Origin of the sequence: Campylobacter concisus (assembly GCF_015230015.1) — a bacterium.
Taxonomy (GTDB): domain Bacteria; phylum Campylobacterota; class Campylobacteria; order Campylobacterales; family Campylobacteraceae; genus Campylobacter_A; species Campylobacter_A concisus_AF.
Map to the genome: position 1 here is coordinate 1 of NZ_JAAKZC010000007.1, position 21,250 is coordinate 21,250.

A 21,250-nucleotide genomic window follows, 5' to 3' on the forward strand; every position below is an offset into this window, starting at 1 on the left:
CACTAAAGATAAATGCCCCGATAATGATCCGAAAAAGTCCCAAAATATCTCCTTAAAAACAAAGATTATATTTTATATTTTTAAATTTACATTATAAATTTTATTAATTATTTAGAACAATTTGTAGTGCTAAGCCATATGATTTTATAATTTAAATTTACAAAAATAATTATTAAAAGGTATTTGCTTTAGGATAATAACTAAAAGATAAAATTTGGAATTTAAAAATAAAAAGGTGGGAAAATCTCCCACCTTAAAAAGCATTACTCTACTTTACCAGATTCCATTCTTTTTTTGTAGATCTTGCGAAGTTTTCTTATATCATTTTTAACTTCGAATACACCATGCCAGTGTGAGTAGTCAGGGCCACCCATTAGAGCGCCTTGTCTCATACGACGACCTTCGTGGTGCCACATATGATAATAGACATCTTGGAATTCATCTGACCAAGCATCTTCTAGTAGTAGGTTTTTAGCTTTCAACTCTTCAAGCATCTTAGTTGCTTCAGCGCTATAAACGTTATAAAGCTCTACTTGTTTATCACCCATAATGAAGAAGTTATCTGTGTGAGTTGTAGAGTGGCAAGCTTTACAAACTAGTTTCATCTCAGCACGTGCTTTTTCAGGATCGCCACTTGGGTGACCTGCAAGTGGCGTTCCTATGGTTAGTTTGCCAGTTTTTTCGTAAACAACAGCAGCTTGTTCATCACCAGCTGTTCTTAGCTTACTGCTAATGCCCCATAGGTTCCATTTTAGTCTTCTTGAAACGTTGTGAGTTGTTGTTGTTTCACCAACACCGCTCATATGGCAAGCTGCACAAGTTGGAGCTCTAAAGTCTGGTACATCCCATGTATCAGGAGCAGCATCAAAGTTCCATTTGTGAGCTTCACTGTTATAGATATGTCCGTGCATTGAGTTGTTAAAGATCTCAATATCTGGGTGATCAGGTCCAAGGTGGCAAGATGCACAAGCAGCTGGTTTTCTAGCTTCAGCTATATCAAATTTATGAACGCTATGGCAAGATTTACAATTTCCTACGCCACCATCAGGATAAACATTACCTATACCGTAGTTTGGCCAAGTCTCTTTTGTAGGTTTGTGATCAGCGTCTAGTTTGATGACGGTTCCGTGGCACTGAGTACAACCAGTAGCGTCTGGAGCCATTTTGTATTCTGGATGATCCATACCTTCATAGTGATACATTAGTTTTACCATCGCAGGGTTAGCATACATTTGCATAGCACCTCTTGCGTGACCACTCTTGATAGATTCATCGACCTCATTTTCGTGACACTTAGCACAAGTTTTTGGGCTAACTAGCATTGATACATGGTTGTTAGAATCTTTTGGATGCACCTTAACTGAAGCCATAGGATTATCTGCATTTACAGAGTGGCAATCCATACAACTTACGCCAACGTGAGCGTGGCGACTATTTTTCCAATCGGCAACTATGCCGGGTGTCTCTTTAGCGTGGCACTCAACACAGCTTTTTGATAAGTCTGACATTTTGTGAGCAACTTTAATGTTTTTTACAACATTAAGGTTTAAAGCGTCAGATTTATTTGCATCCATGTTTGCGGCAAAGCCAAAAGACATTAGACAGGCTAATAACATTAGCGACTTTTTAAACATCTCTCCTCCTTACTTGGTTTTATTGTTTTCTTGTTTTTTAATTGCTTCAAATTTATCGATTTGTAGTCCTAAATTCTTGTGGCCAACATGCTCGTGGCAGTCAACACATGATTTTTTATTAGGATTTCCAAGAACGAAATAATCTCTATGTGGCAAGAATGATTTACCAGCTTGAATAACATTTTTTAAATTTGAGTGACAAGTCAAACATCCACTATCATAGACAAAGTGAGATGCATGCTCGCGTTTTTTACGCCAGTCGATCTTGTCTGTATCTGTAAAAAATGTCTTATAGCCATCATTTATCGATACTTTAAGTTTTGTAAGCACATAGGTATAGGCACTTGTATGATTTAGGTGACAGGCTGAACATTCAGCTTTTATGCCAAGCTTGTTATTGCCGCCGTGTACATCTTCATGATATGCAGCATTCATAGGATCCATCGTGTGACACATGGTGCAGACAAATCCGCTACCAGTCGCATGAAGTGCATCAGCTATGCCCATAGAAGCGATAAGGCCGATTACGATGCCTATTATCACAGATGACCAAACAAAAAATTTCTTCTTAACTTCAGCCAAAATTTCCTCCTGAATTTATCAATATATCGTAAATTTTTACGAAAATTTTAGACGAATACTATCCAAAAATATATAAATTTTTTCTTTAAGTAAATGAAAATATTTATTTGATATTAACTTTCAATAAGAATAAATTTCTTGTAGCCCACCTACATTTTTTTCTAGAATTTGGTTCTTTTCATCAAGTTTGACCAAACCATTTGTTTTAAATTTATTTAAAATTCTCGAAAAAGTTTCTGGAGTCATATTGAGTATTGATGAAATTTTTGTATGCTTTAGTTCATTAAATAGATCTTCGTGATTTAAAATAAACCTAGCCACCTTCTCTTCAGAGCTTAGTATTAGTTCTTGGTGGAGTAAATTTGTTGTTATTCTTATCTTTTGAGCCATTGATTTTAGAAATTTCATGCAAATTTCTGGCTTTGTTAAAAATTGTGCTTCAAATTTTTCATAATTTATCTTTAAAACTTCACCAGAGATAGTAAAAATGGCACTTGCTGGATAAGGGATATTTTCAAAATTTACGACTTCAGCTACAAAATTCATAGGTGCAAGCTGATGGATAAAAATTTCCTTGCCATTTGCCGTAGTTTTATAAAGCTTAACTGAGCCAGTTATCAAAAACGTAAGCCACTTTGGCTCCTCGCCTTCTATAAATAAAAACTCGCCTTTTTTGTATTTTTTAACAACGCTTATTGCTTCAAGTTTGGCTAGGTCCTCGGCGTTAAGGCCTTGAAAAAAATGGATTTGTTCTATCATGTTTTACTCGCTTTTAAGATGAAAAAGCATTTTAGCATAAAAAATAGGACAAAATTTAACGGATTTCAAAGGGAGCTTTCTCCCTTTGATTTAAGAATTTATTTTTTAAGAAGATCTCTGATCTCAGTTAGAAGTGCTATATCAGCTGGAGTTTCAGGCTCTGCAGGAGCTGCCTCTTCTTCTTTTGGTAGTTTATTTTTAAGTGTATTTAAAGCTTTGATGACGCAAAAAATACAAAATGCAATGATTAAAAAATCAACCATTGTTTGTATAAATGAGCCATAGTTTATCGTAACAGCTGGCGCACCTTCTGCTGCTTCTTTTAGTGTTAGCTTAAGATCAGTGAAATTTACACCGCCTGTTATAACACCAACCACTGGCATAATAATATCACCAACTAGCGATGAAACGATCTTTCCAAATGCCCCACCGATAACAACACCAACTGCCATATCTATGACATTTCCGCGCATCGCAAATTCTTTAAATTCGCTGATAAAACTCATTCTTTCTCCTATAAATAGTTAAATTTTCGTGCGGATTTTATAAAAAATATGCTTTGCTTAGCCTAAAAATTTAAAATTACATAACTTTAAATTTATCAAGCGAGTGTTATAATCCAAACTTCAAATTCAACGTAAGGAATGAGCTTATGTATCGTTTTGCACCCTCTCCGACAGGAGATATGCACATAGGAAATTTACGTGCTGCTATTTTCAACTATATTTGTTCTTTGCAAGATAAAAGTGGCTTTATTTTACGCATAGAAGATACCGACAAAGAGCGAAATATAGAGGGAAAAGAGAAAGATATCTTAGAAATTTTGAGCAAATTTGGCATAAAACCAGAGCAAATTTACATCCAAAGTGAAAATTTAAAATTCCACAGACAGCTTGCATCAAAGCTTCTCATCGATAAAAAAGCCTTTGCTTGCTTTTGCACTGAAGAAGAGCTTGAGGCAAAAAAACAAAAAGCAAAAGAGCAAGGCGTGGCATATAGATATGACGGCACCTGCGAGAGACTAAGCGACGCTGAAGTTTTAAACTGCGAGAAGCCATTTGTCATCCGCATGAAAAAACCAACACGCACGATGAGCTTTACAGATGCGATCAAAGGCGAGCTAAGCTTCGAGCCAGACGCCGTTGATAGCTTTGTCATCATGAGAGCAGACAAGACTCCAACTTATAACTTCGCCTGCGCGGTTGATGATATGCTTGAGGGCGTGACCTTTGTCATACGCGGCGAGGATCACGTGAGCAACACGCCAAAGCAAGACCTCATACGCGAGGGGCTTGGCTACACTGGCAAGATGAACTACGCGCATTTGCCTATCCTTTTAAATATAGAGGGCAAAAAAATGAGCAAACGCGAGAATGAATCAAGCGTAAAATGGCTCTTTGAGCAGGGATTTTTACCTGAGGCGATCGCAAACTATCTGATACTTCTTGGCAACAAAACTCCAACTGAAATTTTTACGATCGAAGAGGCAGTAAAGTGGTTTGATATAACTAAAATTTCACGCTCACCCGCTAGATTTGATGTGAAAAAACTTGAGCAGATAAATAGAGAACACATCAAACTTGCTTCAAAAGAGCGCATAAAAGAGATCTTTGGCGTGGATGAGAGCAAGGTTGAGCTAGTTAAATTTTACACTCAAGAAAGCTCTCTAGTGCCTGAGATAAAGGCAAAAGTAGAGGCTATTTACTCACCGAAAATAGCTCCAGATGAGTATAAAAATGAATTTGAGATCATAAAAAAAGCAGCTCGTAATTTAAAAGCGTGCGAAACGTTTGATGAGTTTAAAAAAGAGCTTATGAGCGCTACAAATTTAAAAGGTAAAAACTTTTTCATGCCGCTACGTGCGCTGCTTACAAACGACCTTCATGGCCCTGAGTTAAGCGAGCTCTACCCGCTCATCAAAGATGATCTAGGCAAAATTTTAATCTAGGAGCAAAAATGATACTTTCCACCCTATTTTCAGCGATCGCGAACATTTTGCACCTTATCATCACGGTCTATACGTGGATCGTTATCGCAGCAGCTCTCATTAGCTGGGTCAAGCCTGATCCTAGCTCGCCAGTCGTGCAGCTACTTTATAGGCTGACTGATCCTGTTTATAGCTTCATTAGACGCTATATAAAAACAGAATTTAACGGCATCGACTTTGCCCCACTCATCGTGCTTTTGGCACTTCAACTCATAGATCAATTTTTAATAAGGCTTTTATTTGTTTTTGCTGCGTCACTTTAGTATCCTCTCTTTAGCCTGCGTTGCTCTTTTAGCTAAAATTTACACCTACGAGGAGCTAAAAAACGAGCCAAAAAGCCTTGCAAAAGACTACTACATAAACCGCCTTATAAATGAGGGCAGCTACACAAAGGAGCAGATAGCTGAGCTTTCACGCGACGTTTTTAGAAAAAGTGGCTTAGTTCAAAAATCAATCAATAAAATTTTACCTCCTAAAGCAGCCCCTAGCAAGTGCCCTGGCATAAACGCAAGCAACATAACAAGTGCTAGCTTGGCTTGCCAAAATTTACTAACAACGATGAGCTTTTCTCTAAAACTTGATAGCAAAACTCGTGAAATTTTAGCGGCAAATCTTGCAAGCACAAATCCAGAAAAAGCTAGAATTTTACGCACTTTAAATGAGTCAAACCCAGCTCTTAGCTTTGCAAATGCAAATGATGCAAAGAGTTTTTTAGAGCTTTTTAACGCTTCAAGTCCGCAAAGCAAAAGTGCTCTTTTTAGCGTAAATTTTGAAGCAAATTTTATGAACAAGCTCTACATGCAAAAGGGCTTTACAAATTTACTAAACGATATAGTCTTTAATAAAAAATATGAAAGCTTTAGAAGAAATTTACTTAGCATAGATCCAGCTGTAACTGAAAAAAGCGACGCATTTACACTTGGGCTAAATGCCATCTTGCTTGGTCAAAATGACTTTGCATTTAGTTTTTTCACAAGAGCTAAAAATACCTTTGATAGGGCTTGGCAAAGAGACAATGCCACATTTTGGCAGTATGAACTAAGCGGCGATGAGAACTTTTTAAAAGAGCTAAGTGCTAGCAAAGATGCAAATATCTACTCACTTTACGCAAGAGATTTGGTCGGTGGCGAGCCACTTGAGGTGATCGTGCCAAGACCTAGCAAGCAAAATATCGAAAATTTTGATGTGAGCGATCCATTTTTATGGAACAAAACCGCAGCTCTTGCAAAAGATATGAACGCCACACAAGCAAGCGAATTTGCGATGAAATTTTACACAAACGAGAGCATCGGTGCATACGCATACTTCATGCAAAAGGCGCACGGCTGGGAGAAGCAGTACTTTTTGATGCCAAACTCACCAGAGCTTGAAGGCATCAGCACTGAGCGAAAGTCGATGATCTACGCACTTGCAAGGCAAGAGAGTCTCTTTATCCCAAGCGTCGTTTCTACCTCTTACGCCCTTGGTATGATGCAGTTTATGCCATTTCTTGCAAATGCGATCGGCAAAAAAGAGCTAAAAATCCCAAATTTTGACCAAGACGATCTTTTTAAAACTGATGTTGCATTTAAATTTGCAAATCACCACCTAAACTACCTTGATAAATTTCTTTACCATCCGCTCTTTACGGCCTACGCGTATAACGGCGGTATAGGCTTTACCAAAAAAGTCATCACAAGAGATGATATGTTTAAAGAAGGTAAATTTGAGCCGTTTTTATCGATCGAGCTAGTCCCAGTGGCTGAGACTAGAAACTACGGCAAGAAGGTGCTTGCAAACTACGTGATCTATATGGCGCTTAATGGTTCCAGTATAAAGATTTCGCAACTTTTCGAAAATTTAACAAAACCGGCTTTGACTGATAAATTTCGAAACTAAGTGCAAGATCGTCGCTTTGCTTACTTGGTGCGGTCACTTCGTAATAGACCGCCCAAGGCATAGAAAATCCAGCAAATTTAAGCATCTCGTCGTTTTCATCAAGCAGCCTTGCGCTTGTGGCATTTGAGTCGCCATTTACCTTTATGTTGCTCAAATTTTGCGCATGCTCTTTTGGGTTTATGGCTACTAAAAAGTGCTCTTTGCTCTCGTCTAAATTTGAGTTATATATAGGATTTAGATAGGTTGCAATTATGAGCGTTCTATCAGTGCCATCGATGATCTCGCTCTTACTTGTGTAGGCCAAAAGCTCATTTTTTAGTGGCTCATGCACGATCACTTTTTGATCAGCGCAACCAAATATCATCAAAATAAATATAAAAAATAGTGTAAATTTTCTCATAAAAAACTCTTAAAATATTAAATTTTCTCGCATTTTAGCATTTTATTTTTTAAATTTCACTCATAAATTTTAAAGCCAATATGAGCTATAATCGCAAGAAATTTTAACGAAAAAGGCTCTTATGAAAAGACTTGCCATTGCTTTTTCTGGCCCTTCAAATAGCGGAAAAACGACGCTTATCTTAAAAGTCGCAAAAAAATTTATAGATGATGGGCTAAAGGTCGTTGTGGTCAAGCACGACCCAGGCGACAAGGCCAAATTTGACGTTGAAGGCAAGGATAGCTTTAAATTTTCTCAGGCAGGAGCTGACGTAGTCGTGATGAGTCCGACTAGAACGACTTACTTTTCGCAAAGCTCGCAAGGCATAGACGAGGTCATAAGGATGATCGGCGAGTTTGACATGCTCTTAGTCGAGGGGCTAAAGACACTGCCACTGCCAAGACTAAGCGTCTTTAGAGGCGAGATCGATGAAGCTTATCTTAGCTTTTCAGACGCGATCGCCACTTATAAAGAGCAGATCCCTTACGAGATCACAAATCTAAATTTAGACGATATAGACGCCATTTGTGCGTGGATAATAAAAAATGCAAAGGCTGTATAATGCAAGAACTAAACCAAATTTTTAACACCATTAAAGATATCGCAAAAGAGATAAGCGAGGTCATAAAATACGCCGATCTTGGCTACACAACTCACGAAAATGCAACTGGCGACACCCAGCTAAAGCTTGACGTCAAAAGTGATGAGATCATCACAGCTAAATTTAAGCAGCTTTCTTGCGTAAAAGCACTAATTAGCGAAGAGAAAGAGGACGAGCTTGAGATAAATAAAAATGCTAAATTTATCATCGCCTACGATCCACTCGATGGCTCGAGCTTAGTTGATGTAAATTTCGCCGTTGGCTCGATCTTTGGCATCTACGAAGACGAGGTAAAACCAGAAAATTTAATAGCTGCAGCTTACAGCATCTATGGTCCAAGGCTTGAGCTAGTAATTGCCGAGAAAAAGGGCGCTTTGCCTAAATTTTATAGGCTTGGCAAAGATGGCGAGTTTAAATTTGTAAAAGAGCTTGAGCTAAAAGAAAAAGGCAAGCTAAACGCCACGGGAGCTACGCAAAAAGGCTGGAGCCAAACGCATAGAAATTTCATAAACGAGCTATTTAACGAGGGCTACAGGCTAAGATACTCAGGTGCGATGGTGAGCGACTTGCATCAAATTTTACTAAAAGGCGGCGGTCTTTTTAGCTACCCAGCAACGAGCGATCACCCAAATGGCAAGCTAAGGGTTGTCTTTGAAGTGTTGCCATTTGCCTTTATATATGAAAACGCAAAGGGCGCAACCTCAAACGGCAAAAACCAAACACTTTTTGATATAAAAATAGAAAAAATTCACCAAACTACGCCATGCTTTTTTGGCTCGCGTGATGAAATTTCACTTTTGCATAAATTTTACGAGCAAAAATAATGCAAGAAGCACAAGCAAACGAGCCACTTGACGCATTTGAGCTAGCCCTAAAACAAAAGGCTAAAATCATGCAAGAGTGCCAAGAACAAAAAGGTCGCAAAAGCTGTTTTAACTGCGAGGCTTTTTTTGACTGCGAGACGAGGATTGAGTATGTAAATAGCTGCTACAACTCGATGTCAAAAGGCAACACCGGCAGTGACGGCGGATTTGATTTTTAAATTTAAAGGAAAAATATGAAAGAAAAAGCTTATATAACTACTCCGATTTATTACGTAAATGACGTGCCACACATCGGCCACGCCTACACGACTATCATCGCTGACACACTTGCTAGATTTAACCGCTTGCAAGGCAAAGAGACCTACTTTATGACTGGCACAGATGAGCATGGTCAAAAGATCGAGCAGGCAGCTCGCGCTAGAGGCAAAACTCCAAAAGAGTATGCTGACGAGATCAGTGCGAAATTTAGATCGCTTTGGGATGAATTTGAGATAAGCTACGACCATTTTATAAGGACGACCGACGAAGAGCATAAGCAAACCGTGCAAAATGTCTTTGAAAAGATGCAAGCAAACGGCGATATATACAAAGGCGAGTACGAGGGCTTTTACTGCGTTAGCTGCGAGACATTTTTTAATCAAAGAGACCTACTTGAGGACAATCGCTGTCCAGACTGCGGCCGCGTGACATCTTTAGTTAAAGAAGAGAGCTACTTTTTTAAGCTTTCAAAATATGAAGACGCGCTTTTAAAATGGTACGAAAACGACGAGCTTTGCGTCATTCCAAAGGGCAAGAAAAACGAGGTCGTAAGCTTTGTAAAGGGCGGACTAAAAGATCTTTCTGTCACAAGAACGAGCTTTGACTGGGGCATAAAGCTACCAAAGAGCGCAAACGACGACAAACACGTTATGTATGTCTGGCTTGACGCGCTCATAAACTACCTAACAACACTAGGATACTCAAGAGATAACGCTAGAATGGACTTTTGGCCACACACCACACACATTGTCGGTAAGGACATTTTGCGTTTTCACGCAGTTTATTGGCCGGCATTTTTGATGAGCCTTGGCTTACCACTGCCAAAACACGTCGCAGCGCACGGCTGGTGGACGATAGATGGCGAAAAGATGAGCAAAAGCAAGGGCAACGTCATAAACCCAAGAGAGGTCGCAAACGCTTATGGACTTGAAAATTTCAGATACTTTTTGCTTAGAGAGGTACCTTTTGGACAAGATGGCGACTACAGCCAAAAAGCCTTGATCGAGCGCATAAACTCAGAGCTTGGCAACGGACTTGGCAACTTACTAAGCCGCATCGTAGGCATGAGCGCAAAGTATAGCGACTACAAAATTGGCTCAAAAGACGTGGTCAAATTTCACAAAGCCGAGCTTGATGAGACGAAGGGCTATCTTGATGAGGCTATTAAAAATTTAGAAAATTTAGCGACAAACCGCTATTTAGAGGATCTTTGGAAGGTTGTAACTCTCGCAAACGCAGCCGTTGCGAAGTATGAGCCATGGTCGCTTGTAAAAGCTGGCAAAAGTGACGAGGCAAACGCACTTGTGGCGCTTTGCGCAAATTTACTTGCTAAAGTTACCATTTTGCTTAGCCCAGCTATGCCAAAAACTTGCGCTAAGATAGCTGATACACTTGGCTTTAGCATAGATACGGCTTCTTATGAGAGCCTTGTATTGAAAAATGAAATTTCAAATTTTATGGCAAAAGCTACTGAGCCACTCTTCCCAAGGATAGAAAAAGAGCTAATGGGCGAGGCAATAGACCTAAAAGAAGAGCCAAAAGTAGAGGTAAAAGCTGAGCCAAAAGAGGAGAAAAAAGAAGATGAGATCATTAGCATTGATGACTTTGCCAAAATTGTGATAAAAGTAGGCGAAGTGCTCGAGTGCGAAAGGGTTGAGGGTAGCGAGAAACTGCTTAAATTTAAGATAGATCTTGGCGAGGAGCAGCCGCGTCAAATTTTATCTGGCATCGCCAAATACTACGAGCCTAGCTCGCTTGTGGGCAAGCAAGTTTGCGTTTTAGCAAATTTAAAAGAGCGAACGATGATGAAAAAATATGTCTCGCAAGGAATGATCCTAAGCGCATCAGACGGCTCACTAACGCTTCTTGGCACGCAGGGCAAGGTCAAAAATGGCGCGATCGTTGGCTAAATGACGATAGAAAATTTAACCCACATAATAAATGGGCAAATTTTAAACAACCCAAGCATCTCAAGCGTGACTAGCTTCGCGTTTGAGGCCAAAAATATAAAACGAGGCTACGCTCTCATCGCCACGCAAAGCGATCAGATCGCACCTGCGATAAAGCAAGGTGCCTACGCTATCATTAGCGAAGAAGATATCACGCCAAGCGACGATGAGATAGCCTTTATAAAGGTAGCGAGCCTGCAAACGGCTATCATCAAGCTCATGCGCTTTGAAGCGATCCACAAAAATATCAAATTTTGCGCGGTCAATCCCTTCATAAAAGCGCTTTTAGAGAAGTCGCACCTTGAAAAAAACGCCCACGTCATACCTGAAAATTTAACCGAGCTCTTTTATAAAATTTTCCATGCAAATTTGTTTGACACATTTTTTAGCGACGATACAAGGATACTTCAAAGGCTCTCGCTACTTTACGAGACAGCATGGACTGATACAAATATAAGCGTGCTAAATCCAAGCTCGATCTTTTTTACAACGCTCATTTACGATGACAAATACTATCAAAATTTAAGTATTCCAAGGGTTTTTGCTGGGATGTTTTGCGGACTTCTTGGCTATCTTAAGAAAAATAATATCGGCTTTAAAGTGACAGAGAGCAGAATTTCATCGCACTTTGACCCAGTCTTTATCGACAAAGACTTTAAGCCAGTTGGTTTTGGTAGTAGTTTTAGAGCGGTGATAGCTGAAAATGACGAAGAGCTGTTTTTGACTGAAAGTATATTTCTAAGGCGAAATTTCAGCGAAAGCGAGCTTAAATTTTGCCTGCCAAAAGATAGCACACTAAAGGTTGAAAACGCCATTTTTTATGAAAATTTAGACGAGGTAAAAGAGCTACAAAATTTCGTCTATGCCCTTGTGCTTTGCAAAAAAGAGGATCTGCTTGATAGCTTAAGTCAAAGCAAAGAGCAAAGCGGACTCTTTTAAATTTAGAGCCAGAGCCTAAGCCCTGGCAGTTTTTTACTCACCTAAGAAGTATTTTAGATCAGCTTGCGCGTCGCCGCTAATTGGTCTAACGTTAAATTTATCCACTAAGAAATTTATGATCTCTTCATTGAAAAATTTAGGCAAGCTTGGTCCTACGTTGATGTTTTTGATACCAAGGCTAAATAGCGCTAGCAAGATGATGACCGCTTTTTGCTCCATCCACATTAGCACGATAGAAACTGGTAGGTCATTTACTGCGATGCCTGTTGCCTCGCTTAGTGCAAGAGCGATCTTAACTGCGCCATTGCTGTCGTTGCACTGGCCAAGGTCGATGTAGCGTGGTAGCTCGGTGCCTGGGACATTGCCAAAGTCGATATCGTTAAATCTAAATTTGCCACAACTTGAAGTAAGTATGACGCAGTCTTTTGGAAGGCTAGCAGCTAGCTCTCTATAGTACTCACGTCCCTTGCCAGGTGCGTCACAGCCAGCGATCACGAAAAATCTGCGTATCTTGCCTGAGTTGATCGCCTCTAAAATTTGTGGGGCTAAAGTTAGGATAGTCTTGTAGTGGCCGCCAGTTACTAGGCTCTCGTCGCTATCAAAGCCGCTAACGTCGCCACAGGCTAGTGCGCACTCGATAAGTAGTGTGAAGTCGTCGTTTTCGATGTGTTTTACGCCGTTTGTGCCTGCGATCGAGTAACCAAATAGCCTGTCAGCGTATGTGCAGTTTGAACGTAGTGGCACGATGCAGTTTGTGGTCATCAAAATCGCGCCTTTAAATTCGTTAAATAGCTTAGTTTGGTCAAACCACGCCTTGCCGACGTTGCCTTTTAGGTGGCTGTACTTGCGTAGTTCTGGGTATCCGTGAGCTGGGAGCATCTCTGAGTGAGTGTAGATGTTGATGCCCTTATCTTTTGTCGCCTCAAGTAGCGCTTTTAGCGCGTGCAGGTTGTGGCCGCTTACTAAGATCGCCTTGCCCTCGACCTTGTTTTGGCTCACTTTTACTGGTGTTGGGACGCCAAATTTAGCCGTGTGAGCCTCGCTTAGTAGGTTCATCACCTCAACGCCAGCACCGCCTACTTCAAGAAGCTGTTTGATGTGCTCATCGAAGTTGAAATTTGAGTTTGTAAGCGTGAAATAAAGCGTATCAGCCATAACGCGATCAACGTTGCTAGTATCAGCGCCAAGCTCGTGTGCGTGGTGGCGGTATGCGCTAAGGCCTTTTAAGCCAAAAACCATCGTATCTTGCAAAAGTGCTAGCGTGTCACTCTTGCCACAGGTGCCCATAGGCTGGCCCTTTGCACCGCATCCATCCTCAGCGCTCATCTCGCACTGATGGCAAAACATCTTCATATCTTTCATCGTCTCTCCTTGTAAATTTAAAAATTTAAGCGGATTTTATCCTAGGTGGCTAGCCATTTTGGTTGATAGCAGTCAAGAAAAGTTAAATTTAAATTTTAGTTATTAAATTTAAGGTTTTATGATTATGGATATCAAAATATAAATTTGAAATTTAGCACAAAGAGTTAATAAAATTTACAAAAAAACGATTTACATTTGAAATTTATTTAAAAGGATGAAAATGAAAAATTTATTACTAGTGGTATTTGCTGCCTTTATGCTTTGTGGCTGCGCTCCAAAGGGGATATTTGTGAGCTTACCAGATGAGCAAGCACCTTCAAATGTTAGTAAAAAGACCAAAATTTACGTAGAGAGCGTCAAGGATGTGAGAGCCTTTGAAAACGACCCAAAACAAGCAAGCACCCCATCTTTATACAAACACAATGTAAATGAAGTTAGCGCAAAAGAGAAGCAAAAATACATCGGCAGAACTAGAAATAGCTACGGCAAAGGGCTTTGGAACGTCATTTTAGAAAATAAGCAAAGGACAACTAGCTTAGTAAGGGCGCGCATAGAAGACGCCTTTAGAAGCAACGGCTACCAGGTCATAAAAAATGAAAATGATATAGATAAGGATACGATAAGCGTCAATGCAAGGATAGAAAAACTTTGGACTTATATGACGCTTGGTGCGGTAAAAGTTGGTCTAAACGCTGATATAAGCACCATTTTAAGCGTAAATAACAAAGAGCTAAGCACGGTCGTAAAACGCAAAGAGGAGTATCTCTTAATAAATCAAAATGATTATGCAAATATCATCAAAAGCTCTTTGGCTGAGTATAAAGAGAAGCTTGCAAAACAGATAAGTGAGCTAAATTTAGAGTAGAAATTTAGGCTAGCTACTAAATTTATAGTGGCTAGCTTTTAAATTTCAAGGCAAATTTCACTTTTTATAAGGGATTTTATCAACGGCGTTTGCTTTTTTAAAGCCATTTAGCCTTAGCCTGCAGCTATCACAAAGCCCGCACGCCTCGTCCTCGCTCTCGTAGCAGCTCCATGTTAGCTCTACTGGCGAGCCAAGCTCAAGCGACTTTGCCACTATATCAGCCTTGCTTAAATTTACAAGCGGCGTAAAAATCTCGCAAGAAAAATCAGCCGAAGTGCCTAAATTTATCGCCTTATTTATGCTTTTTATAAAGCTCTCTTTGCAGTCAGGGTACCCCGAGCTATCCTCCTCGACCACGCCTATATAGATCGCCTGCGCCCCCTCTTTTTCGGCAAGCGCAGCAGCGATTGAGATAAATACGCCATTTCTAAACGGCACATAGGTGTTTGGCACCTCCTTACCAACGCCATCTTTTCTTATCTGCAGACTCTTATCCGTTAGCGAATTTCCGCCTATTTGAGCGATGAAGCTAACGTCAAGGTTTATCTTTTTAACCACACCCAGTCGCTCACATATCTCGTCAAACGCGCGCTTCTCTCGCCTCATCGTCCTTTGTCCGTAGTCAAAATGAAGTGCGACTACATCATATCCAGCCCTTTTTGCCATCACAGCGCAAAGCGTGCTATCCATACCGCCGCTCATTATACAAACTGCTTTTTTCATATTTTGCCCTTTAAATTTGCTAAAATTATACAAAAATTTACTAAGGACAAGCCAAAAATGATACTTTGCGAAGAGAGTTATCCAGAAATTTTAGATCAAATTTGCTCATATCTAACGCCCGGTGAAGTTGAGTTAGTTTTTATCAACAAAGATGAGATGAGAGAGCTAAACAGAACTGAGCGTGGCATAGATAAAACCACTGATGTCTTAAGCTTCCCCCTTGAGCTCATCGTCCATGCCCCACTTGGCTCGGTAGTCATAAACAAAGATATGGTAAAAGAAAAAGCAGCCGAGCTAAATCACAGCGAAGATGCTGAAACTGCGCTACTTTTCACACATGGCTTGCTGCATATCTTGGGCTTTGACCACGAAAAAGATGACGGGCAGATGAGAGAGAAAGAGTGCGAGGTGATAGCTAAATTTAACTTGCCAAAGAGCCTAATCGTAAGAAGCGAGGACGTTAGGCTCATTGATCTAATAAACAAAAAGGGCTGATAAAGCCCCTATATTAAAGAGCCTCTTTTTTTGTCTCTAAATTTTCAACTTTTGGCGTAAAAGCCTTGTTTATCTTTCTTATCCAAATGATGAGCGAGATAAATAAGATAAAGTAAAGCACGTAGCTAGCGATAGGCCAGCTGGTGTTTGTGCCGCTATCTTTTATCGAGATGGCGTTTCTAAACTCATTTAGCATAGAAATTCTATATCCGTAGTATTTGATAGTGACGTTTTTATCGCTATTTGCAAAGCCTTGAGCCTTGGCTTGGATGTCGGCTGAGTTAAATTTAAAATAAAATGGAAAGCCCCACGCCGTATCTTCGTTTCTATAAGCCATAACTTTTTCAGCGTTTTTCGCATCTTTTGTGTAGATAAAATAGACATCTCTTACAGGGCCGTCGGCTGGGTTTTTGGCGTCTATTATGCCATCTTTGTCCATGCGTTTTACGTCACCGCCAGTTATCTGCACGCTTGCGTAGTGCGGAAATGAAAAATCAACCACAAGGGCTAAAAACAGGTGCAAAAGCACGACAAATGTAACGCAAATTCTCTTTAAAAATGTCATCATTTCTATCCTTTAAATTTGCGTTATTTTATGAAAAGATAGCTTAAATAAAGGGGCAAAGCGCCCCCATAAATTTAAGCCTTTTTATTAAGCATAAATTTTAGAAGTTGCGCAAAGAAGCAGATGCCGCCGATTATCAAAACCGTATCGCCAAGCATCCTTAGCCATCTTAAATTTTGTAAGTGTGACTGTTGTAAAAGCTCAGCACTTCTTGCATACCACATGCCCTGCTCCAAGCTTGCAAATGCTTGATAAATTCCTATTGGAAGTAGTGAAAGCACGATCATTAGCATAAGTCCTGCATTTAGTCCCCAAAAGCCAACTTTCATCAGATTTTCATCAAATTCTTGCCCTTTAAATAGATAAGTAGCCACTAACCAAACAAATCCAAGAGCCAAAAATCCATAAACACCAAATAATGCAGCATGTCCGTGAACTGGAGTCGTATTTAGACCTTGGATATAAAATAATGAAATCGGAGGATTTATCAAAAATCCAAATACACCAGCGCCTAACATATTCCAAAAAGCAACTGCGATAAAGCAGTAAAGTGGCCATTTTAATGTCTTAGCCCAAGTTTGAGCAAACTGAAGTCTGTAATGCTCATAAGCTTCAGCGCCAAGCAAAACAAGAGGAACTACCTCAAGTGCCGAAAAACTAGCACCAACTGCCATTATAGGTGTTGTAGTACCTGCAAAATATAAGTGGTGAAATGTTCCTGGGATGCCGCCTACCATAAAGAGTGACGCGCTAGCAAGCGTTGAAAATGTAGCAAATCTCTTTGAAACAAGCCCAAGACTAACAAACACAAAGGCAAGTGAAGCAGTAGCAAAGACTTCAAAAAAGCCCTCAACCCAAAGGTGTACAACCCACCAGCGCCAGTACTCCATCACTGGAAGCGGACTTCTTTGACCGTAAAATAATCCTGCTCCGTAAAATAATCCAACTGCAACAGCTGAAGCTGCAAAGATAGCAAGTAAATTTTTGTCACCTTTGTTTTTAAATCCACCAACAAATCCACGAAGTAAAAGTAGCATCCAAATGACAAGACCGACAAATAAAATAATCTGCCAAACACGTCCAAGCTCGATATACTCATATCCTTGATGCCCTAGCCAAAAGCTTAAATTTATAGGCATGATATTTGCGATCGCCAAATACTCACCAGCAAAACTGCCAACCACAAGGATTAGTAGTGCATAAAATAACAAATCTACACCAAGCTTTTGAAATTTTGGATCTTTACCGCCATTTATAATAGGAGCTAGAAAAAGTCCAGCAGCCAAAAATCCTGTCGCAATCCAGAAAATACTAGCCTGAATATGCCACGTTCTAGCAAGCGAATATGGAATGTAAGCTGACAAATTTATGCCATAAAATTCCTGTCCTTCGACCGTATAATGTGCTGTAAAACCACCTATTAAAATTTGAAATGCAAAAAGAGCCAGAGTCACAAAAAGATACTTTTTAAGAGCTTTTTGAGATGGAGTTAGACTAAGCTTGCTAAGTGGATCTTCACTAACAGCCTCCAACTTTTCATCATCTTTTTTGCCATAAAAAGAGCTAAACCAAACAAGAAATCCAATACCAGCAAGAAGTATCACGACGCTTGCAATTGACCAAAATATATTCTCATTTGTTGGCACGTTATCGATTAACGGCTCGTGTGGCCAGTTGTTTGTATATGTAGCATCGCTGCCAGGTCTGTTTGTAGCAGTTGCCCAAGCCGACCAAAAGAAAAAGTTATTAAGATCATCTCTATCAGAAGCATTTGGAAGAGTATTTTCTTTCATCGCATAAGCTTCTCTTAAAGGCTTAAATTTAGGGTCATTGCCAAAAAGTGAAGCATATTCGCTAGCTACTTGTTTGATCGCTTTTAGTCTGTCAGCACTTAGCACAAAACTATCATTTTTTACGCCATTTTCTCGGTACTCTTTTTTAAGCAAAACTTTTAAATTTGCCTTTTGTTCATCGTTTAGATCAGCGTATTTTGAGTGATAAATTTCATCTGCCTTTATCTGCAAAAATGCAACTAGCTCTTTGTGAAGCCAGTCCGCACTCCAATCAGGCGCTTGATATGCGCCATGACCCCAAACAGAGCCAACTTGCATGCCACCTATGCTTTGCCAAGCCTCTTGACCTTTATAGATGCTCTCTTTGTCGATCACGACATTGCCATTTTCATCTGTAAAATTTACAACTGGAGGCGAGCTTCTATAAACCTCAACGCCGTAGTAGCCTAAAATACTAAAGCAAACTACCAGCACAGCAACAAGTGCGAGCCAGTATCTTTTGTATTCACGCATTGATTCTCCTTTTTTAAAATTTAGGAGAAAGTTTATCTTATTTCAAAATAGTGACTAATGACATATATCAATAAAAGGAGAATATTCATCCTATTAGTTTTATAGAAATTTACAATAATATGCAATTTTTTCACAATGTATATGCAAAATTTACATAATATTAAAGTAACAACTAGTAATATACTCGGTAAATTATTTCACACCGAAAAAGGAAAAAATATGCAAATGAATTTCATGTACAAAGTGGCTAAAATAGGCCTTGTTGCTTCACTTTTTACAGCTCTTAGCCTAAGCGCAGCTGAGTCTGCTAGAAGCATCACAGATATGAAAGGCGTCAAAGTAAGCGTGCCTGAGAAGGTTGAGAAGATCGCAGCACTGTGGAATGCAAACAACGAGATCATCCTAGCACTTGGCGGTATGGATAAGGTTGTAGCCACAACTGATCTGATCAAAAACAACAAGTGGTTTGAGCACGTCTATCCAAAACTTAAAAATTTACCAGCTGCACTAAACGGCAAAGACCTTCAGATCGAAGAGCTAGTTAAGATTGCTCCTGATGTTGTCATAGTTTTTAACAAAAACTACCAAGATGAACTTATCAAAAACGGCTTTAGCGCGGTAAATTTGATCTTTAGAGACTATCCAGATATGGAGAAAAGCATCTACGCAACAGCTGAAGTTATAGGCACTGATGACGCTAGAAAAAAAGCTGAAAAACTTGCTAATAAAATCCACGATAACTCTGAGTTTGTAACAGCAAGAACAAAAAGTATCCCTGATGCTAAACGTCCAAAAGTACTTCACCTTCTTGGTGGTGCAAATTTGTTAAAAGTTGATGGTACAAACACCATCCAAAACACTTGGATCAAGCTAGGTGGCGGTGTAAATGCTATCAATACTGAGGGTTCAATGATCGAAGTTAGCGCAGAAGAGATCATCAATGCAAACCCTGATATCATCATCGTTGGTGGCAATGACACAGACGCACAGATCAAAAAGATAAAAGAGCACCCTGCATTCTCTGGCTCAAACGCTGTTAAAAACGGCAAAATTTACGGCAACCCAAAAGGTGTATTTAGTTGGGATAGATATGGCGCTGAAAACGTACTTCAAATTTTATGGGCAGCAAAAACTATCCAACCAGATCTATTTAAAGATGTTGATATGAAAGTAAAAACAAAAGAGTTTTATAAAGAGTTTTTAAATCACGATCTTAGTGACAAAGAGTATGGCTATATCTTAAAAGGCCTAAACCCTGACGGGAGCAGCAAGTAAGATATGAAAAACGCAAATTTTTCATTAGTTGCTATATTTTTAGCCCTACTAACGCTTGTTTGCGCCTTTGTCGCACTTGGCGTTGGCAGATTTTACATACCTTTTAACGACGTCTTTAGCGTGCTAGCTCACAGCTTTGGTTTTGGAGATGGCGCAGCTAGCAACATCACAAACGTGATAGAAAATTTACGCATACCGCGTATCATCGCAGCCATCCTTGTTGGAGCTGCTCTTAGCGTGAGTGGTGCAGCCTATCAAGGCGTCTTTAAAAACCAGCTAGTAAGCCCTGATCTTCTAGGCGTCTCGGCTGGCGCTTGCGTGGGAGCTGCCACTGCGATCATCTTTGATCTATCGCTATTTTGGATACAGGCTTTTGCATTTGGCTTTGGGCTAGCAGCCGTTGCTATCACTCTAGCCATACCTAAGATGATGGGACGCACGAGCACGCTTATGCTAGTTCTTTCTGGTATCATCGTAAGTGGCCTCATGGGTTCAATAATCGGCTTTTTAAAATATGTCGCAGACCCTGAGACAAAGCTACCTGACATTGTTTATTGGCAGCTTGGTAGCCTTGCTAAGCTTGATAGCGATAACTTAATATACATCGCCCCAGTGATGATCATCTGCGCCATTTTGCTAATAGCCATGAGCTGGCGTATAAATTTGCTCTCTCTTGGCGACGAGAGTGCGGCAAGACTAGGTGTAAATGTGGCTTTTGAGCGCGCTGTCATCATCATCTGCGCTACGCTTCTTACAGCGTGCAGCGTCTGCATAAGCGGTATAGTCGCTTGGGTGGGACTTCTCATGCCTCACTTAGCGCGCATGCTAGTTGGCGCAAATAACATAAAAAGCATGCCTGCAAGTATATTTATGGGTGCTATATTTTTGCTTTTTGTAGATACTCTAGCGCGCAGCATAAGTGTGAGCGAAGTGCCTCTTGGCGTACTTACTGGCTTTATCGGCACGGTATTTTTCGTCTGGGTTTTATGGCGAAATAAAAAGGTTGCGTGATGCTTGAAGTTAGAAATTTAAACTTTAGCTACCCAAATGGGGCTGGCAAACTAGAAAATGTAAATTTAAAGATAGGTGCTGGGGAAATTTTAACCATACTTGGTCGAAACGGAGCTGGCAAATCAACAACTCTAGGCTTAATAAGCGGCTCGCTAAAGCCAGTTTCAGGAGAGATCTTTCTTGATGGCAAAAACGTAGATAGCCTAAGCAACAAAGAGCGTGCTAAGATCATGGCGTACGTCGCTCAAAGCGAAGTTACCGAATACGACTACACAGGGCTTGAGTTCATCACGATGGGACGTGCGGCGCACCTTGGCATCTTTGCAAGACCTAGCCAAGAGGATGAGGAGATCGCTAGAATTTACACCAAAAAGCTTGAGATCGAGTACTTAGAGGATCGCTTTATCACGCAGATGAGTGGCGGTCAAAAGCAGATGTGTATGATCGCTCGTGCGATGGCTGCGCAGCCAAAGATGATCATATTTGACGAACCAACGAGCGCGCTTGATTTTGGCAACCAGTATAAATTCCTACGCACAGTTAAGTGGCTAAAAGAGCTTGGCTACTCGGTCGTGCTAACCACTCACAACCCTGACTTTGCCGTGCTTCTTGGCGGATATGTCGCTCTTGTAAAGGGTGATGGCGAGGTTGGATTTGGTACGGTTGATGAGATCATCAGAAGTGAGAATTTAAGCCAGCTTTACGGACTAAATTTAAACGTAAGCTACATCGACGAAGTAAAAAGAAACTGCTGCCTCACTTATCCACTATAAATTTAAGCTCTCAAAAGAGAAATTC

22 protein-coding genes are annotated in these 21,250 nt (G+C 40.2%); 13 read left to right on the forward strand and 9 right to left on the reverse strand.

Annotated elements, in window-relative coordinates; genetic code table 11:
* Nucleotides 1-263: 263 nt before the first annotated feature.
* From G6W42_RS05015 to mscL, 4 genes are all read right to left on the reverse strand, one after another.
* Nucleotides 264-1,634 carry a multiheme c-type cytochrome gene (locus G6W42_RS05015; RefSeq protein WP_194173186.1) on the reverse strand — a complete coding sequence of 457 codons (1,371 nt, stop codon included), beginning with the start codon at nucleotides 1,632-1,634 and terminating at the stop codon, nucleotides 264-266.
* Nucleotides 1,635-1,643: 9 nt separating this feature from the next.
* Nucleotides 1,644-2,216, reverse strand: coding sequence for a cytochrome c3 family protein (locus G6W42_RS05020; protein WP_021089703.1), 573 nt, complete (start codon nucleotides 2,214-2,216; stop codon nucleotides 1,644-1,646).
* 120 nt (nucleotides 2,217-2,336) lie between these two features.
* Nucleotides 2,337-2,975, reverse strand: coding sequence for a Crp/Fnr family transcriptional regulator (locus G6W42_RS05025; protein ID WP_194173187.1), 639 nt, complete (start codon nucleotides 2,973-2,975; stop codon nucleotides 2,337-2,339).
* A gap of 98 nt (nucleotides 2,976-3,073) precedes the next feature.
* Nucleotides 3,074-3,481, reverse strand: a complete 408-nt coding sequence (gene mscL, locus G6W42_RS05030) for a large-conductance mechanosensitive channel protein MscL (RefSeq protein WP_009294582.1) — start codon at nucleotides 3,479-3,481, stop codon at nucleotides 3,074-3,076.
* Nucleotides 3,482-3,627: 146 nt separating this feature from the next.
* On the opposite strand from mscL, the gene gltX reads away from it, so the two are divergent.
* From gltX to G6W42_RS05045, 3 genes are read left to right on the forward strand one after another with little or no spacing between them, the layout of a single operon-like run.
* A complete protein-coding gene (gene gltX, locus G6W42_RS05035) occupies nucleotides 3,628-4,923 on the forward strand; it encodes a glutamate--tRNA ligase (RefSeq protein WP_021086392.1) in 1,296 nt (431 codons plus the stop codon).
* An 8-nt stretch (nucleotides 4,924-4,931) separates the two neighbouring features.
* A complete protein-coding gene (locus tag G6W42_RS05040) occupies nucleotides 4,932-5,225 on the forward strand; it encodes a YggT family protein (RefSeq protein WP_021089641.1) in 294 nt (97 codons plus the stop codon).
* Nucleotides 5,203-6,840 (forward strand): lytic transglycosylase domain-containing protein, encoded by a 1,638-nt coding sequence (locus G6W42_RS05045; RefSeq protein WP_194173188.1) that lies wholly within the window; start codon nucleotides 5,203-5,205, stop codon nucleotides 6,838-6,840. Before G6W42_RS05040 ends, G6W42_RS05045 begins: the two co-directional genes overlap by 23 nt.
* On the opposite strand, the gene G6W42_RS05050 is transcribed toward G6W42_RS05045, so the two are convergent.
* Entirely contained in the window at nucleotides 6,761-7,240 is a 480-nt protein-coding gene (locus tag G6W42_RS05050) for a hypothetical protein (RefSeq protein ID WP_035142983.1), read from the reverse strand. The two genes, G6W42_RS05045 and G6W42_RS05050, sit on opposite strands and share 80 nt — an antisense overlap.
* 121 nt (nucleotides 7,241-7,361) lie before the next feature.
* On the opposite strand from G6W42_RS05050, the gene mobB reads away from it, so the two are divergent.
* The 5 genes from mobB to G6W42_RS05075 are packed head-to-tail and all read left to right on the forward strand — an operon-like array spanning nucleotide 7,362 to nucleotide 11,850.
* On the forward strand, nucleotides 7,362-7,841 hold the full coding sequence (gene mobB, locus G6W42_RS05055; RefSeq protein ID WP_012001396.1) for a molybdopterin-guanine dinucleotide biosynthesis protein B: 480 nt from the start codon (nucleotides 7,362-7,364) through the stop codon (nucleotides 7,839-7,841).
* Nucleotides 7,841-8,704, forward strand: coding sequence for a class 1 fructose-bisphosphatase (locus tag G6W42_RS05060; protein WP_002940090.1), 864 nt, complete (start codon nucleotides 7,841-7,843; stop codon nucleotides 8,702-8,704). Before mobB ends, G6W42_RS05060 begins: the two co-directional genes overlap by 1 nt.
* Entirely contained in the window at nucleotides 8,704-8,922 is a 219-nt protein-coding gene (locus G6W42_RS05065) for a hypothetical protein (RefSeq protein WP_002940116.1), read from the forward strand. Before G6W42_RS05060 ends, G6W42_RS05065 begins: the two co-directional genes overlap by 1 nt.
* A gap of 15 nt (nucleotides 8,923-8,937) precedes the next feature.
* Nucleotides 8,938-10,872 carry a methionine--tRNA ligase gene (metG, locus tag G6W42_RS05070; RefSeq protein WP_194173189.1) on the forward strand — a complete coding sequence of 645 codons (1,935 nt, stop codon included), beginning with the start codon at nucleotides 8,938-8,940 and terminating at the stop codon, nucleotides 10,870-10,872.
* The gene (locus tag G6W42_RS05075; RefSeq protein ID WP_194173190.1) at nucleotides 10,873-11,850 is read left to right on the forward strand and encodes a ferrochelatase; all 978 of its coding nucleotides are present in this window, start codon (nucleotides 10,873-10,875) and stop codon (nucleotides 11,848-11,850) included.
* Nucleotides 11,851-11,883: 33 nt separating this feature from the next.
* On the opposite strand, the gene hcp is transcribed toward G6W42_RS05075, so the two are convergent.
* Nucleotides 11,884-13,212, reverse strand: coding sequence for a hydroxylamine reductase (hcp, locus tag G6W42_RS05080; protein ID WP_194173191.1), 1,329 nt, complete (start codon nucleotides 13,210-13,212; stop codon nucleotides 11,884-11,886).
* Nucleotides 13,213-13,432: 220 nt separating this feature from the next.
* Between hcp and G6W42_RS05085 the strand changes: the two genes are divergently transcribed.
* Nucleotides 13,433-14,077, forward strand: coding sequence for a hypothetical protein (locus tag G6W42_RS05085; RefSeq protein ID WP_194173192.1), 645 nt, complete (start codon nucleotides 13,433-13,435; stop codon nucleotides 14,075-14,077).
* Nucleotides 14,078-14,134: 57 nt separating this feature from the next.
* Here G6W42_RS05085 and queC read toward each other — a convergent pair whose 3' ends face one another.
* Nucleotides 14,135-14,833 carry a 7-cyano-7-deazaguanine synthase QueC gene (gene queC / locus G6W42_RS05090; RefSeq protein WP_275944652.1) on the reverse strand — a complete coding sequence of 233 codons (699 nt, stop codon included), beginning with the start codon at nucleotides 14,831-14,833 and terminating at the stop codon, nucleotides 14,135-14,137.
* 24 nt (nucleotides 14,834-14,857) lie between these two features.
* Here queC and ybeY point away from each other — a divergent pair, with 24 nt between their 5' ends.
* Entirely contained in the window at nucleotides 14,858-15,295 is a 438-nt protein-coding gene (gene ybeY / locus G6W42_RS05095; protein WP_194173194.1) for an rRNA maturation RNase YbeY, read from the forward strand.
* A 13-nt stretch (nucleotides 15,296-15,308) separates the two neighbouring features.
* Here ybeY and G6W42_RS05100 read toward each other — a convergent pair whose 3' ends face one another.
* Nucleotides 15,309-15,863, reverse strand: coding sequence for a DUF1523 family protein (locus G6W42_RS05100; protein WP_194173195.1), 555 nt, complete (start codon nucleotides 15,861-15,863; stop codon nucleotides 15,309-15,311).
* Between the two features lie 71 nt (nucleotides 15,864-15,934).
* A complete protein-coding gene (locus tag G6W42_RS05105; protein ID WP_194173196.1) occupies nucleotides 15,935-18,166 on the reverse strand; it encodes a nitric-oxide reductase large subunit in 2,232 nt (743 codons plus the stop codon).
* 219 nt (nucleotides 18,167-18,385) lie between these two features.
* On the opposite strand from G6W42_RS05105, the gene G6W42_RS05110 reads away from it, so the two are divergent.
* From G6W42_RS05110 to G6W42_RS05120, 3 genes are read left to right on the forward strand one after another with little or no spacing between them, the layout of a single operon-like run.
* Nucleotides 18,386-19,441, forward strand: a complete 1,056-nt coding sequence (locus G6W42_RS05110) for an ABC transporter substrate-binding protein (protein ID WP_194173197.1) — start codon at nucleotides 18,386-18,388, stop codon at nucleotides 19,439-19,441.
* Nucleotides 19,442-19,444: 3 nt separating this feature from the next.
* Nucleotides 19,445-20,452 (forward strand): FecCD family ABC transporter permease, encoded by a 1,008-nt coding sequence (locus G6W42_RS05115; RefSeq protein WP_194173198.1) that lies wholly within the window; start codon nucleotides 19,445-19,447, stop codon nucleotides 20,450-20,452.
* Nucleotides 20,452-21,225, forward strand: a complete 774-nt coding sequence (locus G6W42_RS05120) for an ABC transporter ATP-binding protein (RefSeq protein WP_002940094.1) — start codon at nucleotides 20,452-20,454, stop codon at nucleotides 21,223-21,225. Before G6W42_RS05115 ends, G6W42_RS05120 begins: the two co-directional genes overlap by 1 nt.
* Nucleotides 21,226-21,250: the final 25 nt, after the last annotated feature.